This window comes from Alcaligenes sp. RM2, assembly GCF_052931795.1.
The window spans coordinates 29,228-53,672 of sequence record NZ_JBRFIO010000006.1 but is presented as its reverse complement, the minus strand read 5'-3'; the positions used below and the strand labels follow the sequence as shown (position 1 = coordinate 53,672).

Sequence of the window (24,445 nt, the reverse complement as noted above, 5' to 3'; positions counted from 1 at the left end):
AAACGAGAGACAAACGAATGAAGGGAGAGAGGAAAGATTCCCCCCTTCTCATACCGCATGAATAGAGCATTCCTCTGGCCTGGCTTGCCAGCAGCGGGGGAGTGAAAGGAGCTGGTTATGAATCACGCAACAAGTCTGTCGGGGGCCACGGCGGCATCCGGGTCTTCGTTTCGTCGGGCCCAATGGCGCATGCTGCTGGCCGCGATGTTCTGCTATCTGTTTTTCTATACCGGGCGGCAGACTTTCGGGTTTGCGATTCCGGGCTTGAAAGAGGAGTTTGGCTTTAGCAGTGCTGCCCTGGGCTGGGTATCGGCCGCCTTGTTATGGGCTTACGCCATTGGACAAGCCATCAATGGCAATCTGGCGGACAAGTATGGCGGTCGTCGCATCATGTCTGCTGGCGCGATTCTGTCGTGTGGCGCGAACTGGGTAGCCAGCTTTGCCACCGGTTTTTTCAGCCTGATCATTCCCTGGGGCGCCAATGGCTACTTTCAGGCGCTGGGCTGGGCACCGGGCAGTCGCCTGATCTCCAACTGGTGGGGTGTGTCCGAGCGCGGCAAGGCCTATGGCTTATACGTGTTCGCCGCAGGCTGTGCGTCGATTCTGTCGTATGTCACCTCGATCGTGGTGATCGATGTCATGCATCTGGACTGGCGCTGGATTTTCCGGCTGCCCGTATTGCTGATGCTGCTGGGCGGAATCGTGTTTTATCTGGTTGCTCGCGAGCGGCCAGAGGATATGGGTTTTAAGCCTTTGGCCGATACGGGAGTGGCCAATGCCAACGATCAGGCCAAGGCTCTGGAAGGGGAGAAGGAGTCCTCCTGGGAGCGTTACAAGGCTGTTCTGAAAAACAAGCGCCTTCTGATCGCTGCCTTGTCCCTGGGCTTTCAGAATGCGGCCCGATACGGCTTGATTGTCTGGGTGCCGGTCCATTTTCTGGGCGCGGACTGGAAGACGGGCGATAGCCTTATTGATCCCAAGTGGATCACGATCGCTCTGCCAGTGGGCATGGCCGTTGGAGCGCTGAGCAATGGCTGGATTTCAGACCGTCTGTTTGGCTCCAAGCGTTACCTGGCCATCATGCTCTATACGAGCCTGGGTGCCTTGACCAGTCTGTGGATGTGGACCTTGCCGGTTCATAGCACTTTGGGCCTGGTGGCGCTGTTTTTGTGCGGTTTCTTTGTGTATGGACCCGCCTCCAGCTTCTGGGCCTTGTGTCCCGATCTGGTGGGAGCTAAACGTTCGGGCACGGCAACCGGTGTCATGAACTTTTCTTCCTATCTGTTCGCCGGTCTGGCCGAGCCCATGATCGGGAGCGTCCTGGACTCGACGGGGGATACCTCGCTGATCTTTGTGATTGTGTTGATTGCGTGTGCCTGCAGTGCGCTGGTGGCACTATTCATACGTCGTTAATCATCACTCCTGAGGCTTGTCCATGCACCAGTACCACAAATGGTTGAGATCGTTTTACGCCGTCGCCCATACCGGCGGTTTCACCTCGGCCGCACGTTATCTCAGCATTGGGCAGCCTACCGTCAGCGAACAAGTCCGGGCTTTGGAAAAGCGTTTTGATGTCGAGCTGTTTTATCGCTCCGGCAATCAGCTGGAACTGAGCTCGGCCGGACAGCAGCTCTACGAGATCACCAAGCCCTTGTTTGATCTTGAAGAGGAAGCGGTGCAATTGCTGGAGAGTTTCAAGCAGCGTAAATCCGGCCTGTTGCGAGTGGGGGCGGTCTCGCCACCTATCGCGATGGATCTGATTTTCAAGCTGGGGCAGAACAAGCCGGATATTGAATTGAAAACCTACTTTGCCTCGGCCAGCGAGGTGCTGGAAAAGCTGTACGACTTTGATGTGGATGTGGCCTTGCTGGCGCATCCCAAATCAGATCCAAGCTTGTACACCCGGCTTTACCAGCGCTATCCGGTGGTGGCTGTGGTGCCCGAAGAGCATCCCTGGTGCTCGCAGGGTCGGGTATCGGTTCAGCAGCTTCAGGATGAGCCTGTCGTGCTGAGGGAGCAAGGGTCACGCACCCGCCAGATTATTGAGGAGGGTTGCAGGCAGCATCAGATCAGGATCAATTGCGTGATGGAACTGAACAGCCGCGAGGCCATTGTGCATGCCATACGTAAAGGGCTGGGAATTGGTTTTGTCTCAGCGCCGGAGTATGTGGATATTCCCGGTACCCGCCTGATCACGTTCGACCAGCATCCTTTTTATATCGACTACTACCTGTGCTGCCTGGAATTACGAAAAGATCGACCACTTATTAATGATTTGTTCATGGATCTGGAATCCACCCATTAGCTTGTTTACACCGCATTTCGCGTTTGGAGAACGATGATGACGTATCAGCAACCTCAACAAGTACAGGCCGTTATTTTTGACTGGGCAGGCACTGTCGTTGATTTTGGCTCTTTTGCACCCACGCAGATTTTTGTCGAGGCTTTTGCCGAGTTTGGTGTGCAAGTGTCCCTGGAAGAAGCTCGTGGCCCCATGGGGATGGGCAAGTGGGATCACATCCGCACTTTGTGCAATGTGCCCGAGATTGCCGAGCGCTATAAAGCCAAGTTTGGCCGTGTCCCCAGCGACGACGATGTCACGGCGATTTACGAGCGCTTCATGCCTTTGCAGATCGAAAAAATTGCCGAGCACTCGGCCCTGATTCCGGGGGCCCTGGAAGTGATCTCCAACCTGAAAAGTACCGGTGTCAAAGTAGGATCCTGTTCTGGCTACCCCAAAGTGGTCATGGATAAAGTGGTCGAACTGGCAGCGAAAAATGGCTACATGGCAGAATGCGTGGTCGCAACGGATGAGGTGCCCAATGGCCGCCCGTACCCGGCTCAGTCGCTGGCCAACGTGATTGCCTTGGGTGTGTCGGACGTGGCCGCCTGCGTCAAAGTGGACGACACCTGGCCCGGCATTGTGGAGGGGCGCAGTGCGGGAATGTGGACCGTGGCACTGACCTGCTCGGGCAATGCTCTGGGTCTGACCTACGATGAGTTCAAGAAGCTGCCTGCCGACAAGCTGCAAAGCGAACGCGAGCGTATTGGGGCCATGTTCAGCGATTCGCGCCCGCATTATCTGATCGATACCATTGTTGATCTGCCCGAGGTGCTGGCAGACATCAACCGCCGCTTGGCCAATGGGGAAATGCCTCAAAGCAGCTGATTTGCTGCACCGCATCTCAAGGAAAACCTCCATGTACGGCGGCTAAGCATGGCGGCACACTGAAAGATAGGCCACGCCCGCCCGGGGCTTGGCCTATTTTCGGGATGAGGTCTGATGCAGTCTTCACATGTGGCACACGTCCAAGAGATCACGGCTGTTTGGCAGGGCAGCCTGTCCCGGCGCGATCAGGCTGTGGTCCACAGCTGGAGACGATGCATTGAGCATCACAGACTGGACCCGGCGCAGGCTTGCGAGGCCTATATCGTGCCGGACTCCCAATTGCGCGAGCATCGTCAGCAGTCCGAAGCCCTGATCAATATTGCGCGCTCCGGGCTGGAGCGTCTTTATCAGCAGGTCTCCGGGCTGAATTACGTGCTGCTGCTATCTGATAACAAGGGCGTCACGGTTGATTTCCTGGGCTCGGATGGACAGCGTGATGCCTTGCGGCAGGCTGGTCTGTATATGGGCTCGGAATGGTCTGAAGAGCGTGCAGGAACCTGCGCGGTGGGCACTTGTCTGCACACGGGCGAGGCTCTGACCATTCATCAAAACGATCATTTCGATCATATGCACGCGCCCCTGTCCTGCACGGCGGCGCCTATCTATCATTACGACGGCGAGCTGGCTGCGGTGCTGGATTTATCCTTGCTGCAGTCGCCGCAGGCCAAGGCCAGCCAAGGTTTGGCCCTGCACCTTGCCAATGCGGCGACCCGCCGTATTGAGCTGGCCAATTTGATGGCCTGTCACCGTCAGGAATGGATTCTATGTTTGTCGCAATCGCCGGAGTTTCTGGATATTGATCCGGAAGCCGCTATTGCGATTGATGGCTCTGGCCGTATCAAGGGCATGACGCATACGGGTGCCCGGATTCTGGCGCGGGCAGCGGGGGTGGACTGGCGTAATCCTGCGGATCTGCTGGGGCAGAGTTTGATGCGCTTTCTGCATCTGGAAGTGGATCAGTTACCGACCTTGATGCGCTATCGCCCCACGCAGGAGCGTGTCGTTATGGCACGTGATGGCAGTGTGCTTTTTGCCCATGCCATTGAACCCCGACGTGTGTTGAGCAACCGGTCTGTGGGGATGGATGGGGCAGCCGTGGATGCCGCCTTGCCACAAGCCTTGCGAGGTTTGGCAGGCACAGATGCGGCCATGCAGTCCATGCTATTGAAAGCCGCGCGTTTGGCAACGCGGGAAATGCCGGTGTTGTTGCAGGGCGAGACAGGTTCGGGCAAAGAGTATTTGGCACGTGCGATTCACACGGCTAGCGGCCGTGGCGGGAATTTTGTGGCCGTCAATTGTGCGGCCTTGCCCGAGAGCCTGATTGAAAGCGAATTGTTTGGCTATCTGGCCGGTACGTACACCGGCGGTGCTGCACGGGGCCGTGCGGGTTTGATCGAGGCGGCTGATGGAGGCACCCTGTTCCTGGACGAGATTGGCGATATGCCGCTGGCCCTGCAAAGCCGTTTACTGCGTGTGCTGGCCGAATCCGAGGTGATGCCTTTGGGCGCACGCACAAGCAAGCGCGTGGACCTGCGTGTGATTTCAGCCAGCCACCATGATTTAAGTGCCTTGGTAGAGCAAGGCCGCTTTCGTGCGGATTTGCTGTATCGCTTGAATGCGGCAGTGCTGGCCTTGCCCGCTTTGCGTCAGCGTAGTGATCTGGAATGGTTGGTGCAGCAGATATTGCATCGGCGTAATAAAGGCGATGTGCCCGGTTTGTCTCCCGAGGCCTGGCAAGCGCTGCAAGCCTACGAGTGGCCGGGTAATTTACGCGAGCTGGACAATGCGCTGGTGCTGGCATTGGCCTTGGCGGAAGGTTCCTGCATTGAGGTGCAGGATTTGCCGGAGGCCTTGCGAGAGCGGCGTCTGGCCACATCTACAGGCAGCCCAACGGCCGCAGCCGTCTCTGCCGGAGAGTCGTCCTGGCAGCAGGTTTTGCAGGCCTGTGGCGATAACGTGAGTGCAGCGGCCCGGCAGTTGGGTATCAGCCGGTCCACCTTGCATCGTTATATCAAACGGGCAGGCGTAGCTCGCCAAGAGTCGCCCTCTGACACAGGTTGCGACACCTGATGCACCACCTGTGTCACCGCTGGCACAGTTTCACCGCCTTAAAACAGGCAGCGCCCCTTTAAAACAAGCCACTCCCGGTTTGGCACGGTGTTTGCTATGTACTCCATAGCTGGGCAACAAAAGCCCGGCGCAACATTAAAACGATATGGAGACAAATCATGCAAACACAGCAGCAACTGCAGCCGTCTGCGCGACAGTTGGACACGGTTCTTGAACAGCTGACCCATGCGCTTGCCAGCAATGCACCGGACGATGCGGCAGCCCTGTTTGCCGAAGAATGTTTTTGGCGTGATCTGGTCATGTTCACCTGGAATATCCGAACCATGGAAGGGCGCGACCAGATCCGCGACATGCTGACGCAGCAGCAACAAGGCGCCGTGTCAGCCAGGTTCGAGCGCGACAGTGCCGAGCCGGTCAGTGACGACGGCCAAGGTCTGGTGGAGGGCTGGTTTCGTGTGGAAACTGACCTGGCGCGTGGCTACGGCCATATTCGGGTCAAGGACGGGAAGATCTGGACCTTCCTGACCACCATGTCGGAATTGAAAGGGCACGAGGAGCCTTTGGGTGTGCGCCGCCCCATGGGGGCCGAGCATGGCATTCGCCGTGGGCGTCAGACCTGGCAGGAACGTCGTCAACAGGAGCAGGCTGAGTTGGGCACGACCGAGCAGCCCTATGTGCTGGTGATCGGCGGCGGGCAGGGTGGTATTGCGCTGGGCGCGCGCCTGCGGCAGTTGAACGTACCCGCGCTCATCATTGATCAACATGCCCGCCCTGGCGATAGCTGGCGCAAACGCTACAAGTCGCTGTGCCTGCACGACCCCGTCTGGTACGACCACCTGCCTTACATGCCTTTCCCCGATAACTGGCCTGTCTTTGCACCCAAGGACAAGATTGGCGACTGGCTGGAAATGTACGTCAAGGTGATGGAGCTGAATTACTGGAGCAGCACCGTATGCAAGAAGGTGCGCTACGACGAGTCCAGCCAGACCTGGGAGGTGGAGATCGAACGTGATGGCAAGCCCATGACGTTACGGCCACAGCAATTGGTCTTTGCTACGGGCATGTCCGGCAAGGCAAACGTGCCCAGCATAAAGGGGCAGGATGTGTTCAAGGGCGAACAGCAGCACTCCTCGCAGCATCCCGGACCAGAAGCATATGCGGGCAAGAAAGTAGTGGTGATCGGGGCCAATAACTCGGCGCACGATATTTGCGCGGCGCTGTGGGAGGCGGGGGCGGATGTCACCATGGTGCAGCGTTCGTCCACGCATATTGTGCGATCCGACTCCTTGATGGAGATCGGCTTGGGAGATCTGTATTCTGAACGGGCACTGGCATCGGGAGTCACCACGCGCAAGGCAGATTTGCTCTTTGCCTCTCTGCCGTACCGCATCATGGCGGACTTCCAGATCCCTGTGTACGACAAGATCCGCGAGCGCGATGCACAGTTCTATCAGAAGCTGGAGGAGGCAGGCTTCATGCTGGATTGGGGTGACGATGGCTCCGGTTTGTTCATGAAGTATCTGCGTCGTGCTTCGGGTTATTACATCGATGTGGGCGCTTGCGAACTGATTATTGATGGCAGCATCAAGCTGAAGTCCCGGACCGACATCAGCCATCTGACAGAGAACGCTGTGGTACTGACAGACGGCACGGAACTGCCTGCGGACCTGGTGGTGTATGCCACGGGCTACGGTTCCATGAATGGCTGGGTGGCCGATCTGGCAGGCCAGGAAATGGCGGATAGGGTAGGCAAGTGCTGGGGTCTGGGTTCGGAAACCACCAAAGATCCAGGGCCCTGGGAGGGCGAGCAGCGCAATATGTGGAAGCCAACGCAACAGCCGAACTTGTGGTTCCACGGCGGCAATTTGCATCAGTCGCGTCATTATTCCCAATACCTGGCCTTGCAGCTTAAAGCGCGTCAGGCTGGCTTGCCGGTGCAGGTTTACGGGATGCAGGAGGTGCATCATCTGCGTTGATCGATAGTGACTTTGTTGCTTGGGTAAGAGTGCGCAGTCTGCACCTTGTTCTGATTTTGGCCAGATTATCAATTCGATGATCTGGCTTTTTTTCGCTTGTCGGCTGCGGAGGGCGTGTTTGCGCGACAAGCATCGCGGCTAAGGCGGTGGTTTTGTTAGCAGCCCTGCTAAATTTTTTACTTTATGTATCTGCCCTGAGCGGCTCCTATCCAGTGAGCGAGGCTCTGCTTGACTGCTCTGTTCGTGCCCAGAATTTTTCGCCTCAAAGGGGCCTCCGTTTCTTCGTCAGGAACGTATGGAAACCAGCCGTGCTGCGTGTCAGGGCGGATTTTGTCTGGCCTGCATGATGGCCAGGATTGGCCTGAAACAAGCCGCTTTCCATAAGTGAGGTGAATAGGGATGTATGAAGTTTGAAGAAAATACTTATAAAGAAAACGCTTGTAGCATTTTGTAGTTTTCAGCCTGGTCGGGAATGTTACGGTGGAACCATCCATCGCAAACAACGAAATTTTTGTTGATTGATTTGGACTCCTTTTAATAGCAGGGATAAAGGGTTTTTAAATTAAAAATTCCCTTTCTGATATTGGAGAACTTATATGAAAAAATCCGCCATCCTATCCAGTGTGTTGATGACTACTGCTTTGAGTTTTGGTCTGCAAAGCGGTGCAATGGCTAATGAACCAGCCGTTAATCAGGATCACTCGGCAAGCGCAGGCGAAGCCGTCAGCGATACCTGGATCACCACCAAGATCAAGGCTGATCTGGCCAGCACCAAGGATTTGAAGAGCACGGATATCTCTGTTGAAACCAATAATGGCGTCGCAACATTGACCGGTACCGTGCCCAGTGAAATTGAGCACAAGAAAGCCGTTGCTGCAACGGAAAGTGTGAAAGGCGTTGTGAAAGTCGATTCGTCGGGATTGAAAGTAAAACCGGAATAAAAGTTCCGTCATCAATCCTAATTGTGAATTCCCGTTGAAACAGGAGAGCGACTATGAATGAAGATATGATCAAAGGTAAATGGAAACAGTTGTCTGGCAAGATTCAGGCCAAATGGGGAAAACTGACCAATGACGATATTGATGTTGCCGAAGGCAATACCGAATATCTGGTCGGTAAAATTCAGGAGCGCTACGGCATTGCGCGTGAGGAAGCTGAAAAGCAAGTTCGCGACTTTAATGGCGGCGCCTGATCCCCTGGCTTGATTGCCCAGGACTATAAAACGCCCTGCATATGCAGGGCGTTTTTCTTTGTGCCTTGGCAAGGTTGCTGTCAGTCCTCATCCATCTGCTGGTAGCGTTCGACGAGGTAGTCCAGCAATGCTCGCACAGCTGGCATCTGCCCCCGGCGGGAGGAAAACACGGCATGAATGATTTCGCGACGTGGAGCCCAGTCCGGAATCAGTTTCACCAAAGAGCCGTCGGCCAATTGATCGCAGACTACCAGGGTAGGCAACTGCACCACACCAACGCCTTTTAGTGCAGCGCAGCGCAAGGCCGTCATATCGGTGGTAATCAGGCGGGGCGTGTGATGCAGCACGGCTTGTGCGCCATCGGGACCATACAAGGTCCAGGTATGGCTTTGTTGTGGCAGACCCAATGCCAGGCTGGGATAGTCCGCCAGATCAGCGGGTGAGCCGGGCATCCCGTGGCGGGCAATCAGCTCCGGGCTGGCTATCAAACATTGGCTACGGTCGGACAGAACACGCATCACCAGATCGCTGTCTTGCAATGGTGGCGGGCGCACGCGGATCGCCATATCCAGCGCTTCCCCGATCAGGTCCACGCGCCGGTTGGTGGCATCCAACTGCACCGTGACATGCGGGTAGCTGACCATGAAGTCGGCCAACATATCACTGACATGGGCGTTCAGTAAGGTGATGGGGCAACTGAGGCGCACCACACCGCGCGGCTCGGCACGTGTCAGTTCGATGGCTGCCTGTGCCGCTTCGGCCTCTACCAGCATGGCCTTGCAGTGCTCGTAATAGGTCTGGCCAATCTCGGTCACGGTAAAGCGGCGGGTGGAGCGCTGGATCAGCCGTACTCCCAGGCGCTCTTCCAGTGCAGCCAGCCTGCGGCTAAGCGTGGATTTGGGTAAACCCAGTGCGCGACCGGCCGGGGCAAAGCCGCCGTGATCCACAATCTGAACGTAGAAGTACAAGTCGTTTAAATCTTGCATGGCAGTTTTATCGTTCCATAAATGGAACATAGATGGCCGATTTAGGGGGCTACTGGCTTCGTTGTCCCGAGTTTATTCTGTCTCTTATGTTGAAACAAGGAGATGGACATGAAGAAAATTCTTGGTATCTATAGCGCTCCCCGTCCTCACTGGGTGGGCGACGGCTTCCCCGTTCGCTCCCTGTTTTCGTACCACACACACGCAAAACAGTTGAGCCCCTTCCTGCTGCTGGACTATGCCGGCCCTGCCGAGTTTGCTCCCAGCAACCACAAGCGCGGCGTTGGCCAGCACCCACATCGGGGTTTTGAAACCGTCACCATCGTCTACAAGGGCGAGGTCTCGCACCACGACTCCACGGGCCAGGGCGGCACGATCGGCCCCGGTGATGTGCAGTGGATGACGGCCGGCTCGGGCATCTTGCACGAGGAGTATCACTCCGATGCTTTTGCTCGTTCTGGCGGCACTTTGGAAATGGTGCAGCTGTGGGTCAACCTGCCTGCCAAAGACAAGCGTGCTCCCGCTGGCTATCAGGCCATTACCGACCAGCAAATTCCTGTGGTCGCACTGCCTGATGCTGCTGGCATGGTGCGTGTGATCGCCGGAGAAAAGGACGGTGCCACTGGCCCTGCCAGGACCTTCACCCCCATGAATGTATGGGATATGCGTCTGAATCAGGGGGGCATTGCCGAGCTGGAAAGCCCTGAAGGCTGGACAGCCGCCTTGGTGGTGCTGCAAGGCACCGTACTGGTCAATGGTCAAAGCGTGGCTCGTGAAGGGCAGTTGGTCGTTCTGGATCGTAGCGGCAGTCAGTTCAGTGTCGAGGCCAATAACGATGCTGTCGTCCTGCTGATCAGTGGTGAACCCATTGATGAGCCCATTGTGGGACACGGTCCCTTCGTCATGAATAGCAAGCAAGAGATCTTGCAGGCTATGGATGACTTCAATAATGGCCGCTTTGGTGCCATGGCATCGGGATCGGCATCGTAGTAGTGCAAGGCTGGGGGGGCTGCGTGAGCCGCCCTCGCAGTTTGAACAGAGGGCCGATGGCTGCCCTGATACGTAATTTGCAGCGCGATACCACCAGCGCTGTGGCAGTACCGGGTACTACCCTGTGGTACCCGATCTTTTCAATCCCCTTTGAGGAAAACTGAGATGACTACGCCCTACAAACGTCTTGATAAAGACCAAGCCGCTGTTTTGCTGGTTGACCACCAAACCGGATTGCTGTCCCTGGTTCGTGACATTGATCCAGACAAGTTCAAGAACAATGTGCTGGCTCTGGCCGATCTGGCCAAGTACTTCAACTTGCCCACCATTCTGACCACCAGTTTTGAAGAAGGCCCTAATGGTCCTTTGGTCCCGGAGCTGAAAGAAACCTTCCCGGATGCGCCTTATATCGCTCGCCCTGGTCAGATCAATGCCTGGGATAACGAAGAATTCGTCAAAGCCATCAAGGCAACGGGCAAGAAGCAGCTGATCATTGCCGGTGTGGTGACTGAAGTGTGCGTGGCTTTCCCGGCCCTGTCGGCTTTGGAAGAAGGCTTTGATGTGTTCGTGGTCACCGATGCCTCGGGCACATTCAACGAACTGACACGTCACTCGGCCTGGGATCGCATGTCTTCGGCCGGTGCTCAACTGATGACCTGGTTTGGCGTGGCTTGCGAACTGCACCGCGACTGGCGTAATGACGTGGAAGGTCTGGGTGCCTTGTTCTCCAACCATATCCCCGACTACCGCAACTTGATCAATAGCCACACCAAGTTCACATCCGGTAAGTAAATCGCTTCGGCGCTGCGCTGGTCACTTGAGTGGCCAGCGCTTTTGGCTGTTTGAAACCCAGCCCCCAGATCTGTTTTCAGGAGTTCGACCCATGAGTACACACAGTTCCGAAGTCTCTTCATCCTTTGATTGTCCCGAAGACATCAACGGCGAAAAACATGTTCAACGTGTTGCCGGGCGCGGCGCACAAGTGGGTGGGGGCATTACCGTCAGCCGGATTCTGCCTTCCTCGCAACGGCGTATGGTGGGGGCCTGGTGCTTCCTGGATCATGCAGGGCCCGCCGTGTTCACGTCGGGATCCGGCCTGCGTGTGGGCCCTCATCCACATATTGGCCTGCAAACCTTTACCTGGATGATTCAGGGCGAGGTTCTGCACCGTGACAGCTTGGGCCATGTGCAAGTGGTCAAGCCTGGTCAGGTGAACTTGATGACAGCGGGACGCGGTATCAGCCATACCGAGGAGTCTTTGCCCGGCGAGGACAAGCTGCATGCGGTTCAGCTCTGGATTGCCTTGCCGTCCAAGGACGCCACCTGTGAACCCGCTTTTGACCACCATCCTGACTTGCCTCATTGGCGTGAGGACGAGTGCGACTTTACCCTGCTGGCCGGTACCTATGCACAGCATCAGGCACCCAGCAAAATGTATTCGCCTATGGTGGGGATGGATTTGAGCAGCTCCAAGGCTGGGGAAGTGAGACTGAATTTGAACCCCGAGTTTGAGTATGGCTTTTTAGTCGTGCAAGGTACCTTGGGTATTCAGTCCGAGCAGTTCGAGGCCAATGAACTGGCCTACGTGGGCCGTGGCCTGACGCAGTTGAGCTTGAGTCTGAGTGCCGGTAGCCGAGTCATTGTGCTGGGTGGCGAGCCGTATACCGAGGAACTGGTGTTGTGGTGGAATTTTGTTGGTAAAAACAAGGACGTGATCGGCCAGGCACAACGCGATTGGCGTGCGGCCCATGAGCGCTTTGGTGTGGTGCATGGCTATGACGGTGAGCCCTTGATTGCGCCGGATCTGCCATGGGCAAGCAACTGATTTTCATTGACGGCTGCTGGTTCTGATCGTCTATTGCGATGACGCTGGCCGTGGTTTGCTGGCTGCCTGTCCTGGTTTCCGAGCAGGGCTATGGCGCATGTGTATTTCGCCCTTATCCCGCTGTTCAAGTGGCCCCTTTCGGGGCCATTGTGTCTGTGTACAGTTTGCCCACCGTGACTGGCGGTCTGCTTGTGATCGGAGTACAAAACAGTGTGCTGGTGCAAGCAGGTCCACAGGAAAAGGTCTGTACGGCTGCGGTCAAGCCCTTTTGTTTGCACAACAGCGTTGAACAATTTCTAAAAGGTAGCTGGAATGCGATTGAAAGATAAAGTGGCCATAGTCACCGGTTCGGCAGCTGGAATTGGTTTGGCAACGGCCAGGAAGTTTGCCCAGGAAGGGGCGATTGTGGTGTTGTGCGATCGTAATGCGGATGCCGTCAATCAAGCAGCGCAGTCTTTAAGTGGTAATGGCGTTACCGCCGTAGGCTACACCGTGGATGTGACGGACCGTGCACAGATTGACGCCATGGTGGCGGATGTGAAGCAAAAGTTTGGCCGCATTGATGTGCTGGTGAACAATGCCGGGATCACCAAGGACGCCAAGCTGGTACGCATGACCGAGCAGCAATTTGATGATGTGATTGATGTGAACCTGAAAGCGGTTTTCAACTTCACTCAGGCCGTGGCCGCGGTGATGCTGGAGCAGGAAAGCGGTTCCATTCTCAATGCTTCCAGCGTGGTGGGTTTGTACGGCAATTATGGTCAAACCAATTACGCGGCCAGCAAGTTCGGGGTGATAGGATTTACCAAAACCTGGGCCAGGGAGTTGGGCCCCAAGGGGATACGCGTCAATGCCGTCTGTCCCGGTTTTATCGAAACAGACATTTTGAAAACCATCCCCGAAAAAGTGCTGCAAGGCTTTCGTGATCATTGTTGGTTGCGCCGCATGGGCAAGCCTGAAGAGATCGCCAATGTGTATGCGTTTTTGGCCTCGGATGAAGCCAGCTTCATCAATGGCACGACGCTGGAAGTGTCGGGCGGTTTGACGGTTTAATACCGTGCTCTGAACGATGGCTTGGAGGACTCCTGCTTGAATCCTGAGCCGCCACAAAAAATCCTGAATCTGACTTGAAGCAGATTCAGGCTTTTTCTACGGGAACAAGCGGTTTGGCGTTGTCGCTGTGAAAGTTGCAGGGGGCGGTTCAGGCCCCCCATCCGACGGCACCTACCCTCTATATAGAGAGGACTGTTTCATTAATCCAGCTCGGGGTGGCGGTCCACCAGACGCTGGCGTTTTTGCTTCAAGGCTTCCAGTTCTTCCTCGGCCTTGGCAATGGCTTCTTCCACATCTTGCACGCTTTGTTCGATGTGGTCATACGCTTCTTGCAGCAGTTCCTTGGCTTCCTTGCGGTTGGAGGCGGTAGGTGTATCGCCGCGCAAGGGGCGGTTCGCCGTTTCGGGCAGGAACAGGGCGGTAATCAAGCCGATGACGCTGGCAAACATCAAATAGTAGGCAGGCACCAGCAAGTTGTTGGTCTGCTCCACCAGCCAGGCCGCAACTGTAGGCGTCAGGCCCGCCACAATGATGGCGATGTTAAAGGAGGCGGCCAAGGCGCTGTAACGTAGCCGGGTCGGGAACAGGGCGGGCAGGGTAGAGGCCATGACCCCGGTCAGGCAGTTCAGTAAAACGGCCAGAATCAGCAGCCCCAGGAAGATCTGCACATTGCTGTCGCTACCAATAAAGTGAAAAGCGGGAATCGCAAAGATCAGCAGGCCTAGACTACCGGCCATCAGGAAGGGTTTGCGACCTATCTTGTCGCTGACAAAACCCACCACCGGTTGCACGAACAGCATCCCTATCATCACCACCACAATAATGAAGACACCATGTTCTTCGGCATAGCCCAGGCTGCTGGACAGATAGGTAGGCATATAGGTCAGCAACATGTAATAGGTGATGTTGGTGACCAGCACCATGCCAATACAAATTAGCAGGGCTTTGCGGTACTTGGAGAAGATCTCGCCAAAGGAAACCGTGGGGCGCTCTGTCAGGGCGGCGCGGTCTTCTTTCTCCATCTTTTCCAGTTGCTCGGTAAAGGCGGGAGTCTCTTCAGCGGCATGGCGCAGGTACAAGCCCAAAATACCCAGTGGACCGGCAATCAGGAAAGGAATGCGCCAGCCCCAATCCTGGAAGGTCTCTTCGGTCAGGGACGTTTGCAGCAGCACGACCAAACCGGCGCCCAGAACAAAGCCCGCGATAGAGCCAAAGTCCAGCCAGCTACCCAGGAACCCGCGCTGCCGGTCGGGCGCGTATTCGGCCACAAAAACTGCCGCGCCAGTGTATTCACCGCCTACGGAAAAGCCTTGGGCCAGCTTGCACAGCAGCAGCAAAATGGGTGCCCAGATGCCGATGGATAGATAAGAGGGAATCAGGCCGATCAGGAAGGTGCTGATGGCCATGATGATAATGGTCAGGGACAGCACTTTCTGACGACCGAACTTGTCCCCCATCAGTCCAAAGAACACACCTCCCAGAGGCCGCACCAAAAAGGGCACCGAGAAGGTACCCAGGGCTGCAATGGTTTGTACTGCGGGAGAGGCATCGGGGAAAAAGACTTTACCCAAGGTGGCGGCCACAAAGCCGTAAACGCCAAAGTCAAACCATTCCATGGCGTTGCCCAAGGCAGCGGCGGTTACGGCTTTTTTAAGTTTGCTGTTGTCTACGACGGTAATGTCGTCAATGTGAAGCGGCTTGGCGTTGCTGGATGCCGCGGAGGACTGCGTCATATGGCTTCTCCTGGAGAGCAGGACAATGACCTGCAGGTTCGCCCTTGTGCTGTCGATCCCAGAGAAGGAGCACTGGCATGACGGCATTGTGATCAGGCGAGGCTTGGAGGCGATTCTACGTCCAGCTTTGCTGTTCGTCTATCGAAGGGAAAGGGTCGAGCAGTCAGGGCCAAGTCGCGAGGAAAACGGGACGCGACTTGCCGTCCTTATTGTTACTGAGCCCAAGCCTGTCTCCCACCACATTTGCACATGCTTACAGAGCGCGGCATCCAGGCGGTAAAGGAGCTTTTTTCACGTAGGCTCGCACCTCATCGACCAATGCCACCGCCGCGGGCGTCAAGTCATGTTCTTGGTGAAACATCAGACACAAGGTACGGACCAGCGTGGGGGCCTGCAGCAAGGAGAAGCTCAGACCGGGCATCAACACCCGTTGTGCCGCCAAGGCGGGCAGCAGGGCAATGGCCAGACCACTTTGCACCAGCGCTGCTTGCGAGGTGGTGCTGGACGCTTCATAAAACGGGGCCGAGGTTTCGATGGGCAGGTCCGGTCGGGACTGCAGCACCGCCATGATGCCGGTTTCGTCTACGACGCCCACCAGCTTGCGCTCATTCAGAGCAGACCAACTGACCGTGTTGTTGGCATCCGGTTTGATCAGCTTGTCGTCGCTGCGATAGAGCACGCCAAACTGGTCTTCCAGCAAGGGTTGACTGTCCAGCCCTTGGACATCCGCCCAGGGACTGGTCAGACCAAAGTCGATCTCCCCGGCCACGATCTGGCGTTGAATGCGTCCCGAGTTGTCATCCCGTAAATACAGACGGACCGCCGGATGCTGCTGGGAGAAATTGGCGGCTGCCGGTGCTATCAAATCCGTAATGGCCGACGGCGCTGCGGCCACACTGACCCGCCCGCTTTTCAATTCCCCATAACGCATGACATCGCTGATGGCGCCATCAAAATCTGCCAGCAGGCGGGTGATGCGCGGCAGGAACTCCTGACCAATAGGCGTCAGGGATACACGCCGACTGGTGCGGTTGAACAAGGTGGTATTCAGGGCAACTTCCAACTGCTGGATCAGGCCCGTGACCGAGGATTGTGTTTGAAAAAGACGACGCGCGGCATGGGTGAAACTGGCCTCCTGGGCCACGGCGACAAACGCGTTCAAGTGCTTGAGCGTGATGTGCTTGGGAAGTCTGTCCATATCATTTTCTGATTAATCAATTAACTTAAACAATTTTTCATATTAATAATACCTTTGGATAATGCGGTCAACTCCCCTTTTTGTGGGAGGGTTAGTGGAGACGTAGATGCAGACAGACGACCGCAGGCTGGACGTCAAGATCAGCAATGGCTGGATTATTGATGGCTTGGCCACCCCGCGTTGGCGTGGTGATGTGGGTATTCGAGAAGGACGGATTGTCGCCGTGGGCGACTTGAGCGCCTGGCACGCCGATCAATCGGTGGACGCCAGCGGCCATGTGGTGGCTCCTGGATTTATTGATACTCACGGCCATGATGATTTGATGTTCATCGAGCGGCCTGTTCTGGACTGGAAAACCAGCCAGGGCATTACGACGGTTGTGGTCGGCAATTGTGGCGTCAGCGCTTTCCCGGCTCCTTTGCCTGGCAACTCGGCAGCGGCTTTGGCCTTGCTGGGCGATTCTCCCTTGTTTGCAGACATGGCGCAGTACGTGCAAGCCGTGCGCAAGCTCAAGCCCATGATCAACGTGGCGGCTCTGGTCGGTCACGCGAATCTGCGCATGGCCGTGATGCAGGACCCCTTGTCCCAGCCGAATGCCGATGAACAAAAGGCCATGGAAGCCTTGCTTGCCAAGGCCTTGGAAGAAGGCGCCGTGGGCTTTAGTACCGGCCTGGCTTACGAGCCCGGCTGCATGGCCGAGCCGGCCGAACTGGAAGGTCTGGCCCGTGTTGCCGCTTCCAAGGGCTCCTTGCACACCAGCCATATTCGCAATGAAGGCGACACGGTGCAGGAGTCGGTAGAAGAAGTGCTGGCGGTAGGCCGCCAGACGCAGTGCGCCACCCTGGTGTCGCACCACAAGTGCATGATGCCGGCCAACTGGGGCCGCAGCAGCCATACCTTGGCCAATATTGATCGGGCCCGCGCCGATGGCGTGCAGGCCACCCTGGATATTTATCCCTATTCGGGCAGCTCCACGATCCTGATCCCCGCGCGCGCCCACACCATAGACCAGATTCGTATTACCTGGTCCGAGCCTCACCCCGAGTGCAATGGCCTGTATCTGGCCGAGATTGCCGAGCAGTGGGGCTGCGACCGGGAAACTGCCGCACGGCGTTTGCTGCCTGCTGGCGCGATTTATTTTGCGATGGACGAGAAAGAAGTCCAGCGCATTTTCAGCCACCCATGTTGCATGGTGGGCTCGGACGGATTGCCTGCGGATGCGCATCCCCACCCTCGTTTGTGGGGGAGTTTCACGCGCATTTTAGGGCGGTACGTACGCGAAGATGGCCTGATGTCCCTGGAGCAGGCGGTTGCCAAAATGACCGCCATGCCTGCCTCGGTCTTCGGGCTGGAAAACCGCGGCGTGTTGCAAGTCGGCGCCTGGGCGGATCTGGTGGTGTTTAATCCCGAAACGGTGCAAGATTGCGCCACTTGGGAAGAGCCCACCTTACCGTCTCAAGGTGTGCAGACCGTGTTTGTGAATGGCGTACAGGTTCATCCTGTTGCCCCGGAGCAGCGGCCCGGCCAGGTGCTTGATCGCGCCTTTGCCGCTCAGGCACAAAGCCTGGATGCGCCGATTATCCCGCTATAAGCGGCGCGTCGGACAAGAAAACAGTCGCTGTGACCTGGGGCGGTCAACCAGGGCAGGGCGATTGCATCACATGCAGGCCGGTTTTTGAAAACTGGCCAGGAAGGATCGTTAAGGAGACGACATGAGTGTCATTCAGCAACAAATGCCAACGGGCAAGCGCAATGCTGCCATGGTGGTGTTTTTAATTGGCATGGCGATTGCCTTGTACACCCACTTTTACATGCCGGGTGAAAGCTCCCTGTGGGGCTTGACGCCGGTAGTGGTGTTTGCGCTTATCGCCTTGTTGGGTGTGGATATTGTTCTGGCCACGATTGGTGCGATTGTATTGGGTGCCATCATGACCAGTACGACGCCCATTGCCATGGGCAAACTGCTGGCCGAGTCCCTGGGCTCGTTCATTGCCGTGGTGGGTTTGATTATTGTGCTGGGCGCCGGGGTGGGTGAAGTGGCTGCCCGTACGGGTGCCGCCGAGCAATTGGTGCGAGCCATTGTGAAGCGTATTGGCTTGTCCAATCCGGTGCGTGTGCGTCTGGGCATCATGGTGGCCTCCACCTTGATCTGTGGCGCTCTGGGTACGCTGGCTGGCGGTAACGCCATTATTGCTGCGGTGGTGATTCCAATTGCCGCGGCCGTGCGTCTGTCCCCTCCCGCTGTGGCTGCCTTGTTCCAAAGTGCCGGTTCCGCCGGTCTGGTGCTGGGCCCATTCACCCCTAACGTGGTGACGGTCACGGGTCTGACCGGTCTGAGCTACACCGATTACCTGCTGGTTGCTGGCTTGCCCATGGCAGCGGCGACCTTGCTGACCGGCTGGTTCATGTCCGGTCGCATTCAGAAGATGACCAAGGACCATTTCCAGTACGAAGAAGCCTCGCAAGGTCAGGCTGCTTTTGACGTGAATGCCAAGGCTTCCCCCAAGGCTGTGCGCGCTGCCTGGGCTTTCTGCATCACCATTGTGGGTCTGGCTGCGGTGGGTATCGCCTCCAAGGCCGGTTTTGCTTACGCCATTATCGTGATGGTGTCTCTGGGTGCGGCAACCGGTCTGGCCGGTGGTATGAACCCACGTGAAATTCTGCAGGCCATGTATGCCGGTGCGGGCAAGCTGATCTGGATTTTCTTCCTGTTCTGGCTGTTCAACCCGGTGCTGGTGCTGGTGGATCAGCTGAACGCCTACCACGCCTTGCTGGATTCGGTGCAGCCCTATCTGGTCGGTATTAGTGGCGCTGTGCTGTGCATGTTGATTGTGGCCTTTAACGTGGTTGGTCACATACCGGGTGCTGCCGTGGCGCAGATGACTTTTACCGCCAAGATTTTTGGCCCCGTTCTGGCTGCGGCCGGTGTGGGCCCTGCAGCTACCGCTGCCGTTATTCTGGGCAGCTCGCAGATTGACTGGTTTGGTCCTTTCCCCTCTTCGGACATGTTCGGCCAGATGGGCCTGGCGCGATCCACTCAGCTCAAATACATGTTGTATAACGGCTGGGCGGTCATGATCATCAATTTGTTGATGTTCGCCGGTCTGTTCATGATTCTGGTCTGAGTACTGAAGGAGAGTGTGTATGTTTACCTTAGGAAGCGAGTTGCTGGATGCGCCACTGGTTCGTGAGCGCCTGCAGGAACGACTGGAGCCTTTGCTGACCCAGGAGTCCGCCCGTATTTCGATGGCGGTCTACGCTACCGACGGTACCTCCTTGTTCGAGTGGCATGCGCAGCGCGTCATGCCCTCGGCCAGCCTGATCAAAACGCCCATGCTCCTGTGCCTGCTCGAGCAAGTTGCCCAGGGCAAGCTGTCGCTGGATACGGTTTACCCTCTGCCCGAGGGCGACCGTACCCCTGGCACTGGCATCTTGAGCCAGCTGCCCGGCGTGCCCAGCCTGAGCCTGCGCGAGCTGGCCCTGCTGATGATTATCCTGAGCGATAACGTCGCCACCAATGCCCTAATCGACTTGCTGGGCATGGATAACATCAACGCCTGGAGCGCCCAGGCCGGTTTGCAGCATACGGATTTGCAGCGCCACATGATGGACATGAAGGCGCGCGAGGCCGGTAAAGACAACTGGACGACCGTTCAGGATGCCTGCTCGACCTTGCTGTATCTATTGCATTCGCCTGCCCTGCCGGAAAGCCTGCGTCAGCAGGGGCTGGACATGCTGGCGGATCAGCGTGAACGAGGTCACTTTGCGGCAATTTTGCCTTCTATCGCCCAACTGGCTCACAAGACCGGCTCCTTGCCCGGCCTGCGTCACGATGCCGGTATCTTGACGATGGGCGAACGCAGTGTGGTGCTGGCCGTGATGGCCGATGGCTTTACCGATGGCCGCACCAGCACCTCTTTATACGGTGGCCAGGGAGCGGGTGTCTTGTCCCGTCTGGCCTTGGAAACGGCCCGCGCCTTGCAGTATTGAGCCGGTCCGAAAGGATAAAAGTATGTCTACGACACGTGTTGCCCTGGTTCAATTGGATAGCGGCCGCGACCGCCAAACCAATCTGGACCAGCTGGAACATTGGGTGCTGGCCGCTGCCAAAGACGGCGCACAACTGATTGTGACTCCCGAGTACAGCGATGTACGTGGTGATACGGAATGGTTGCAGCAAAATGCCACGCCCATTCCGGGTCTGGTGACCGATCACATGGCCAGCCTGGCGCGCCGCACCGGAGCCTGGATTCATCTGGGTTCCATGCACGAGCGCCGTCCTGATGATCATCGCCTGGGCAACACGAGCGTGACGTTTTCACCAGAGGGTGAAATCGTGGCGCAATACCGCAAAGTGCATTTGTACGATGCGGTGGTGAACGGTCTGGAATACCGCGAGTCCGACGATTTCTGCCACGGCCAGCGTCTGCAAAATGTGCAGGTCGGGGATCTGAATCTGGGTCTGAGCATTTGCTATGACATGCGCTTTGCCGAGCTGTTCCGTACCTTGCGTGCCCGTGGCGCGAATGTGCTGGTAGTGCCTGCCGCCTTTAATGTGCATACCGGCCGTGACCATTGGGAAGTGCTGTTGCGCGCCCGAGCCATTGAAAATCAGTGTTACGTGCTGGCCGCCGCGCAGATCGGCGGTCCCGGTCCTGCCATGCCGTGCCTGGGTCGCAGCATGATTATTGACCCTTGGGGCACCGTATTGGCCTGTATGCCTGATCATCCAGGCTATATTTGCGCCGATCTGGACCCCGCTCGCGTGCAGCGCATGCGTGAATCACTTCCGGCCTGGCAGCACCGCCGGGGTGATCTGTATCCTATTCCTTCTTGATTGTGTGCTGAAACAGACTGGAGTCTGCCATGACCGTACCTGCTGCCTTTGAGTTTTATCCGGGCACTGCCCCCTTGTTGATTTCCATGCCCCACTCGGGCACCTACGTGCCTTCGGACTTGCTGGCGCGTTTTACGGAGTCAGCGCGTCAGGTGCCGGATACGGATTGGCATATTCCACGCTTGTATGAGTGCGCCCAAAAATTAGGTGCGTCCGTGCTGGTGGCGACGTATTCGCGGTTTGTGGTGGATCAGAACCGCCCGCCTGACAATGCCAGCCTGTATCCCGGTCAAAGCGTCACCAGCCTGTGTCCCGTGGACACGTTTGGCGATGAACCCATCTACCAGCCTGGCCAGGAACCGGACGAGCGTGAGGTTGCCCAGCGTCGCGAGACCATCTGGTTGCCGTATCACCAGAAGCTGGAAGAAGAGCTGACGCGTTTGCTGGCCCTGCATGGCCGTGTGGTCCTGTGGGATGCGCATTCGATTCGTTCGGTCGTGCCGCGTTTTTTTGAAGGCCGCCTGCCGGATCTGAATTTCGGGACTGCCACTGGCCAGAGTTGTGATCCTGCCTTGAGCGAGCGTCTGATGAAAACGGCCTCGGCCAACAAAGACTACAGCAGCGTGTTGAATGGCCGTTTCAAAGGTGGTTACATCACCCGCCACTACGGACGTCCCGAGCAGAACATCCATGCTGTGCAGCTGGAAATGGCGCAGTGCTGCTATATGGAAGAGCAGTGGCCCTTTGAGTACAAGGAAGAGGCTGCCCGCAACATTCAACCCCTGATTGAGGCCTTGCTGCGCGACGCGCTGGCCTTTGCGACCGAGTCGTAAATTCATCCTGAGCCCCGGCACAGACAGGCCGGGGCGCTACACTATCGCCTTGGCCACGGTGGCCGTAGAGCGATTCATCCATGTCTGACCTTTCCCCGCCCCTGTTCGAGAAACTGTGCTGTCCTTTGGACGGCTTGCCGCTCTCGTTTGAGGCTCCCAGCTGGCGCTGCCCCTCGGGCCATTGTTTCGATACGGCCAGCCAGGGCTATATCAATCTGCTTCCTGTACAAAACAAGCGTTCACGTGATCCGGGCGACAGCAAGGACATGGTGGCGGCGCGGCGTCGTTATCTGGGGTCCGGGGTGTACGAGCCTATCGCCGCTGGCGTGTGGCGTGCCTTGATGGATGGCCTGGAAGGGGAGGCGCCTTATGCCTGTCTGGATGCGGGCTGTGGCGAAGGCTATTACCCGCGTTATTTGCGTCAGCAGGATCAGGATGGGCAGTTGGCCCTGATTGGTCTGGATATTTCCAAGTGGGCCGTCATGGCAGCGGCGCGCAGTTCCTCGGACATACGTTGGCTGGTGGGTAGCAATGCTCAATTGCCCGTGCCGGATGGTGCTTTGGATGCCTTGCTGTGCATGTTTGGCTTTGCCGTGCCCGAGGAGTTCTTGCGGGCGTTGAAGCCGGGCGGTATCTGGGTGCAGGTGGAAGCGGGGCCAGACCATTTGCTGGAACTGCGCCGCATTATTTATCCGACCTTGAAAGCCGATAAGGACGAGACTTTGCAGTCCCCGGTCGGTTTCAGTCTGGAAGCTGTTGAACGTGTCCGTTGTCAGATCAGCCTTGATTCACAAGAGAAAATTGCCGATCTGCTCTTGATGACGCCACATTTGTTCCGAGCCAGCGCGCAAGGGTTGGAGCAGGCTCGTCAATTGACGAGCCTGGATCTTCAGGTGGATGTGCGTATCAAGGTCTTGCGTCGTCTTTAAGCTGATCTGCTCTGAGCGTCGCTGGCGGCAGGATCGCAAATTTCTACGCGGTTGCGTCCATTGCGCTTGGCCTTGTAAAGCGCTTCGTCCGCCAGTTTCAACACCGTGCTGTGTTCTCGGGCATGCAAGGGCCAGTGTGCCAGCCCGATGGAAATCGTAATGGGTGAGCCAGTTGGGCTATTGGTTTCGCTGATCAAAATGCGCAGGCGCTCGGCCAGTTGCACGGCCTGGTCTACATCCTGATCGGGCAGGAAAATACAGAACTCTTCACCCCCGACCCGACAGATCAGGTCCGTATCGCGGGTGCAGGCCCGCATGGTGTCGGCCAGAAAGCTCAGCACCAGATCGCCCACATCGTGCCCGTAGGTGTCGTTCACGCGTTTGAAGTGGTCAATATCCACTGTCAGCACGGAAAAGGGGGTGTCCGTTTCTTTCCATTGTTGCAGCACAACAGCCATGCCCCGGCGGTTGTTCAGCCCGGTCAGCGGGTCGGTATTGCGCTCCACATCCATGACGCCCATTTTGCGATTCACACGCTGCAAGCCCAGCAACATGGCCAGCTTGATCTGGCGGGACTCGAAATACCAGGCATGAACTTGTTCGATGCGCGAGCTGGCCTTGGCTGAGTCCAGATGCGGAGCCTGGCGAGCCAGTTGTCGCAAGGGTTTGGCGATCAGCATGGCCAACATCCAGATCAGGATCTGCACCGCCAGGAAAAAGGGGATGGAATTGCGCAGCACCTTGCCCAGCAGGACCGTTAATTCATCCAGCACCACTTTGGTGGGACTTTGCACCACAACGCCCCATTTCACATCGTCGCTGGGTGCAAAACCGGCCAGCATGTCTACACCTTTCACGTTGCGCAGGGATAGAGCGCTACTCTCGCCCTGGCTGACAGCGTCAATGGCCGGGTTGCCGTGTATGACTTCGCCAATCCGGGCGACGTCACGGTGGAAAATCAGCCGTTTGTGCTGGTCGACCACATAAATGTAAGATCCGTCACGATAAAAGTGCTCGCCTAGTAAGGCGTTCAGGCTATTGGGCTCGTGCAGGTAGATGGAACCGCCTACCAGGCCCTTGTAATTGCCTTCCGCATCAAAAATCGGGTGGGACAGGAAGATCAGCAAGCGCCCGGTTGCGGACAGATAGGGCTGACTGACCACGGGCTTCCTGGTTTTCAGTGCCAGTTTTGTGCCCTCCCCTCGTAGTGTCGTGCCAAGCAGGTTGAGCTGTTGAGGAGCATTGGCCAGAACCCGGCCCTCGGTATTCAGAATCAAAACCGAGTTAAAGCTATTGTTTTGTTCTTTCAGGCGCCTTACCTCGTCACGTAGCATGGGCTCGTTGCCCTGATTCAGGGAGCGGGAGAGTTCATTGGCGCTATAACGAAGTTGCTGTTGCAAATTGGCGATGAAGGCATCGGTGCTGCTGGCCAGTTTCAGCGCGTAGGCGCGGTTCTTTTCCAGCGCTTGCTCGATCAGCAAGGAACGCTCCGCTGAATAGGCTCCATACAAGGTGTAGCCCATGGTCAGCAGACTGCTGGCAGTAGCCAGCAAGAGAATCAGCCGGCGCAGATCAACAAAAAACATGAGGATGGGCGAACGCTCGAAGTAAAGGGAGGGGCTGGGGAGGCCGAACAGACGGTCGTAAGACGCCTAAA

At 56.9% G+C, this 24,445-nt stretch carries 21 protein-coding genes; 17 read left to right on the top strand and 4 right to left on the bottom strand.

The genetic code is table 11. The features are described 5' to 3' along the window. Nucleotides 1–117: 117 nt before the first annotated feature. From ACU6HM_RS16865 to ACU6HM_RS16835, 7 genes are all read left to right on the top strand, one after another. The gene (locus ACU6HM_RS16865) at nt 118–1,413 is read left to right on the top strand and encodes an MFS transporter (RefSeq protein WP_009456894.1); all 1,296 of its coding nucleotides are present in this window, start codon (nt 118–120) and stop codon (nt 1,411–1,413) included. A 22-nt stretch (nt 1,414–1,435) separates the two neighbouring features. Then, complete coding sequence (locus ACU6HM_RS16860; RefSeq protein ID WP_446764108.1) at nt 1,436–2,305, top strand: LysR substrate-binding domain-containing protein; 870 nt, start codon at nt 1,436–1,438, stop codon at nt 2,303–2,305. Between the two features lie 36 nt (nt 2,306–2,341). Further along, nucleotides 2,342–3,169, top strand: coding sequence for a phosphonoacetaldehyde hydrolase (phnX, locus tag ACU6HM_RS16855; protein ID WP_035269761.1), 828 nt, complete (start codon nt 2,342–2,344; stop codon nt 3,167–3,169). Between the two features lie 114 nt (nt 3,170–3,283). Next, complete coding sequence (locus ACU6HM_RS16850; protein WP_446764107.1) at nt 3,284–5,239, top strand: sigma-54-dependent Fis family transcriptional regulator; 1,956 nt, start codon at nt 3,284–3,286, stop codon at nt 5,237–5,239. Between the two features lie 158 nt (nt 5,240–5,397). Beyond that, nucleotides 5,398–7,215 carry an NAD(P)/FAD-dependent oxidoreductase gene (locus tag ACU6HM_RS16845; RefSeq protein WP_250756276.1) on the top strand — a complete coding sequence of 606 codons (1,818 nt, stop codon included), beginning with the start codon at nt 5,398–5,400 and terminating at the stop codon, nt 7,213–7,215. Between the two features lie 596 nt (nt 7,216–7,811). Then, nucleotides 7,812–8,156, top strand: a complete 345-nt coding sequence (locus ACU6HM_RS16840) for a BON domain-containing protein (protein WP_009456877.1) — start codon at nt 7,812–7,814, stop codon at nt 8,154–8,156. A gap of 53 nt (nt 8,157–8,209) precedes the next feature. Next, nucleotides 8,210–8,407, top strand: a complete 198-nt coding sequence (locus ACU6HM_RS16835; RefSeq protein ID WP_446764106.1) for a CsbD family protein — start codon at nt 8,210–8,212, stop codon at nt 8,405–8,407. A gap of 80 nt (nt 8,408–8,487) precedes the next feature. On the opposite strand, the gene ACU6HM_RS16830 is transcribed toward ACU6HM_RS16835, so the two are convergent. Continuing rightward, nucleotides 8,488–9,393, bottom strand: a complete 906-nt coding sequence (locus ACU6HM_RS16830; protein WP_009456866.1) for a LysR family transcriptional regulator — start codon at nt 9,391–9,393, stop codon at nt 8,488–8,490. A 108-nt stretch (nt 9,394–9,501) separates the two neighbouring features. On the opposite strand from ACU6HM_RS16830, the gene ACU6HM_RS16825 reads away from it, so the two are divergent. The 4 genes from ACU6HM_RS16825 (at nt 9,502) to fabG (ending at nt 13,258) form a co-directional block, all read left to right on the top strand. Continuing rightward, a complete protein-coding gene (locus ACU6HM_RS16825; RefSeq protein ID WP_446764105.1) occupies nt 9,502–10,380 on the top strand; it encodes a pirin family protein in 879 nt (292 codons plus the stop codon). 165 nt (nt 10,381–10,545) lie between these two features. Further along, nucleotides 10,546–11,172, top strand: coding sequence for an isochorismate family cysteine hydrolase YcaC (gene ycaC, locus ACU6HM_RS16820; protein ID WP_009456862.1), 627 nt, complete (start codon nt 10,546–10,548; stop codon nt 11,170–11,172). A gap of 91 nt (nt 11,173–11,263) precedes the next feature. Then, nucleotides 11,264–12,205: a pirin family protein gene (locus ACU6HM_RS16815; RefSeq protein WP_009456860.1), complete on the top strand. Its 942-nt coding sequence runs from the start codon at nt 11,264–11,266 to the stop codon at nt 12,203–12,205. Between the two features lie 312 nt (nt 12,206–12,517). Beyond that, complete coding sequence (gene fabG / locus ACU6HM_RS16810; RefSeq protein ID WP_009456856.1) at nt 12,518–13,258, top strand: 3-oxoacyl-ACP reductase FabG; 741 nt, start codon at nt 12,518–12,520, stop codon at nt 13,256–13,258. Nucleotides 13,259–13,458: 200 nt separating this feature from the next. Here the strand turns inward: fabG and proP are convergent, their stop codons facing one another. Continuing rightward, the gene (gene proP, locus ACU6HM_RS16805; protein ID WP_022983652.1) at nt 13,459–14,991 is read right to left on the bottom strand and encodes a glycine betaine/L-proline transporter ProP; all 1,533 of its coding nucleotides are present in this window, start codon (nt 14,989–14,991) and stop codon (nt 13,459–13,461) included. 253 nt (nt 14,992–15,244) lie between these two features. Next, nucleotides 15,245–16,189, bottom strand: coding sequence for a LysR family transcriptional regulator (locus ACU6HM_RS16800; protein ID WP_446764104.1), 945 nt, complete (start codon nt 16,187–16,189; stop codon nt 15,245–15,247). 106 nt (nt 16,190–16,295) lie between these two features. Here ACU6HM_RS16800 and ACU6HM_RS16795 point away from each other — a divergent pair, with 106 nt between their 5' ends. From ACU6HM_RS16795 to ACU6HM_RS16770, 6 genes are all read left to right on the top strand, one after another. Beyond that, on the top strand, nt 16,296–17,780 hold the full coding sequence (locus ACU6HM_RS16795) for an N-acyl-D-amino-acid deacylase family protein (protein ID WP_009456854.1): 1,485 nt from the start codon (nt 16,296–16,298) through the stop codon (nt 17,778–17,780). A 121-nt stretch (nt 17,781–17,901) separates the two neighbouring features. Beyond that, the gene (locus tag ACU6HM_RS16790; protein WP_026483608.1) at nt 17,902–19,314 is read left to right on the top strand and encodes a hypothetical protein; all 1,413 of its coding nucleotides are present in this window, start codon (nt 17,902–17,904) and stop codon (nt 19,312–19,314) included. A gap of 19 nt (nt 19,315–19,333) precedes the next feature. Beyond that, a complete protein-coding gene (locus ACU6HM_RS16785) occupies nt 19,334–20,179 on the top strand; it encodes a serine hydrolase (protein ID WP_009456850.1) in 846 nt (281 codons plus the stop codon). 22 nt (nt 20,180–20,201) lie between these two features. Then, nucleotides 20,202–21,026, top strand: coding sequence for a carbon-nitrogen hydrolase family protein (locus ACU6HM_RS16780; RefSeq protein ID WP_009456848.1), 825 nt, complete (start codon nt 20,202–20,204; stop codon nt 21,024–21,026). A gap of 29 nt (nt 21,027–21,055) precedes the next feature. Then, entirely contained in the window at nt 21,056–21,859 is an 804-nt protein-coding gene (gene hutG / locus ACU6HM_RS16775) for an N-formylglutamate deformylase (RefSeq protein WP_446764103.1), read from the top strand. An 80-nt stretch (nt 21,860–21,939) separates the two neighbouring features. Next, nucleotides 21,940–22,788, top strand: a complete 849-nt coding sequence (locus ACU6HM_RS16770) for a putative RNA methyltransferase (protein ID WP_446764102.1) — start codon at nt 21,940–21,942, stop codon at nt 22,786–22,788. Here ACU6HM_RS16770 and ACU6HM_RS16765 read toward each other — a convergent pair. After that, on the bottom strand, nt 22,785–24,374 hold the full coding sequence (locus ACU6HM_RS16765; protein WP_446764101.1) for a diguanylate cyclase: 1,590 nt from the start codon (nt 24,372–24,374) through the stop codon (nt 22,785–22,787). The genes ACU6HM_RS16770 and ACU6HM_RS16765 overlap by 4 nt on opposite strands. Nucleotides 24,375–24,445: the final 71 nt, after the last annotated feature.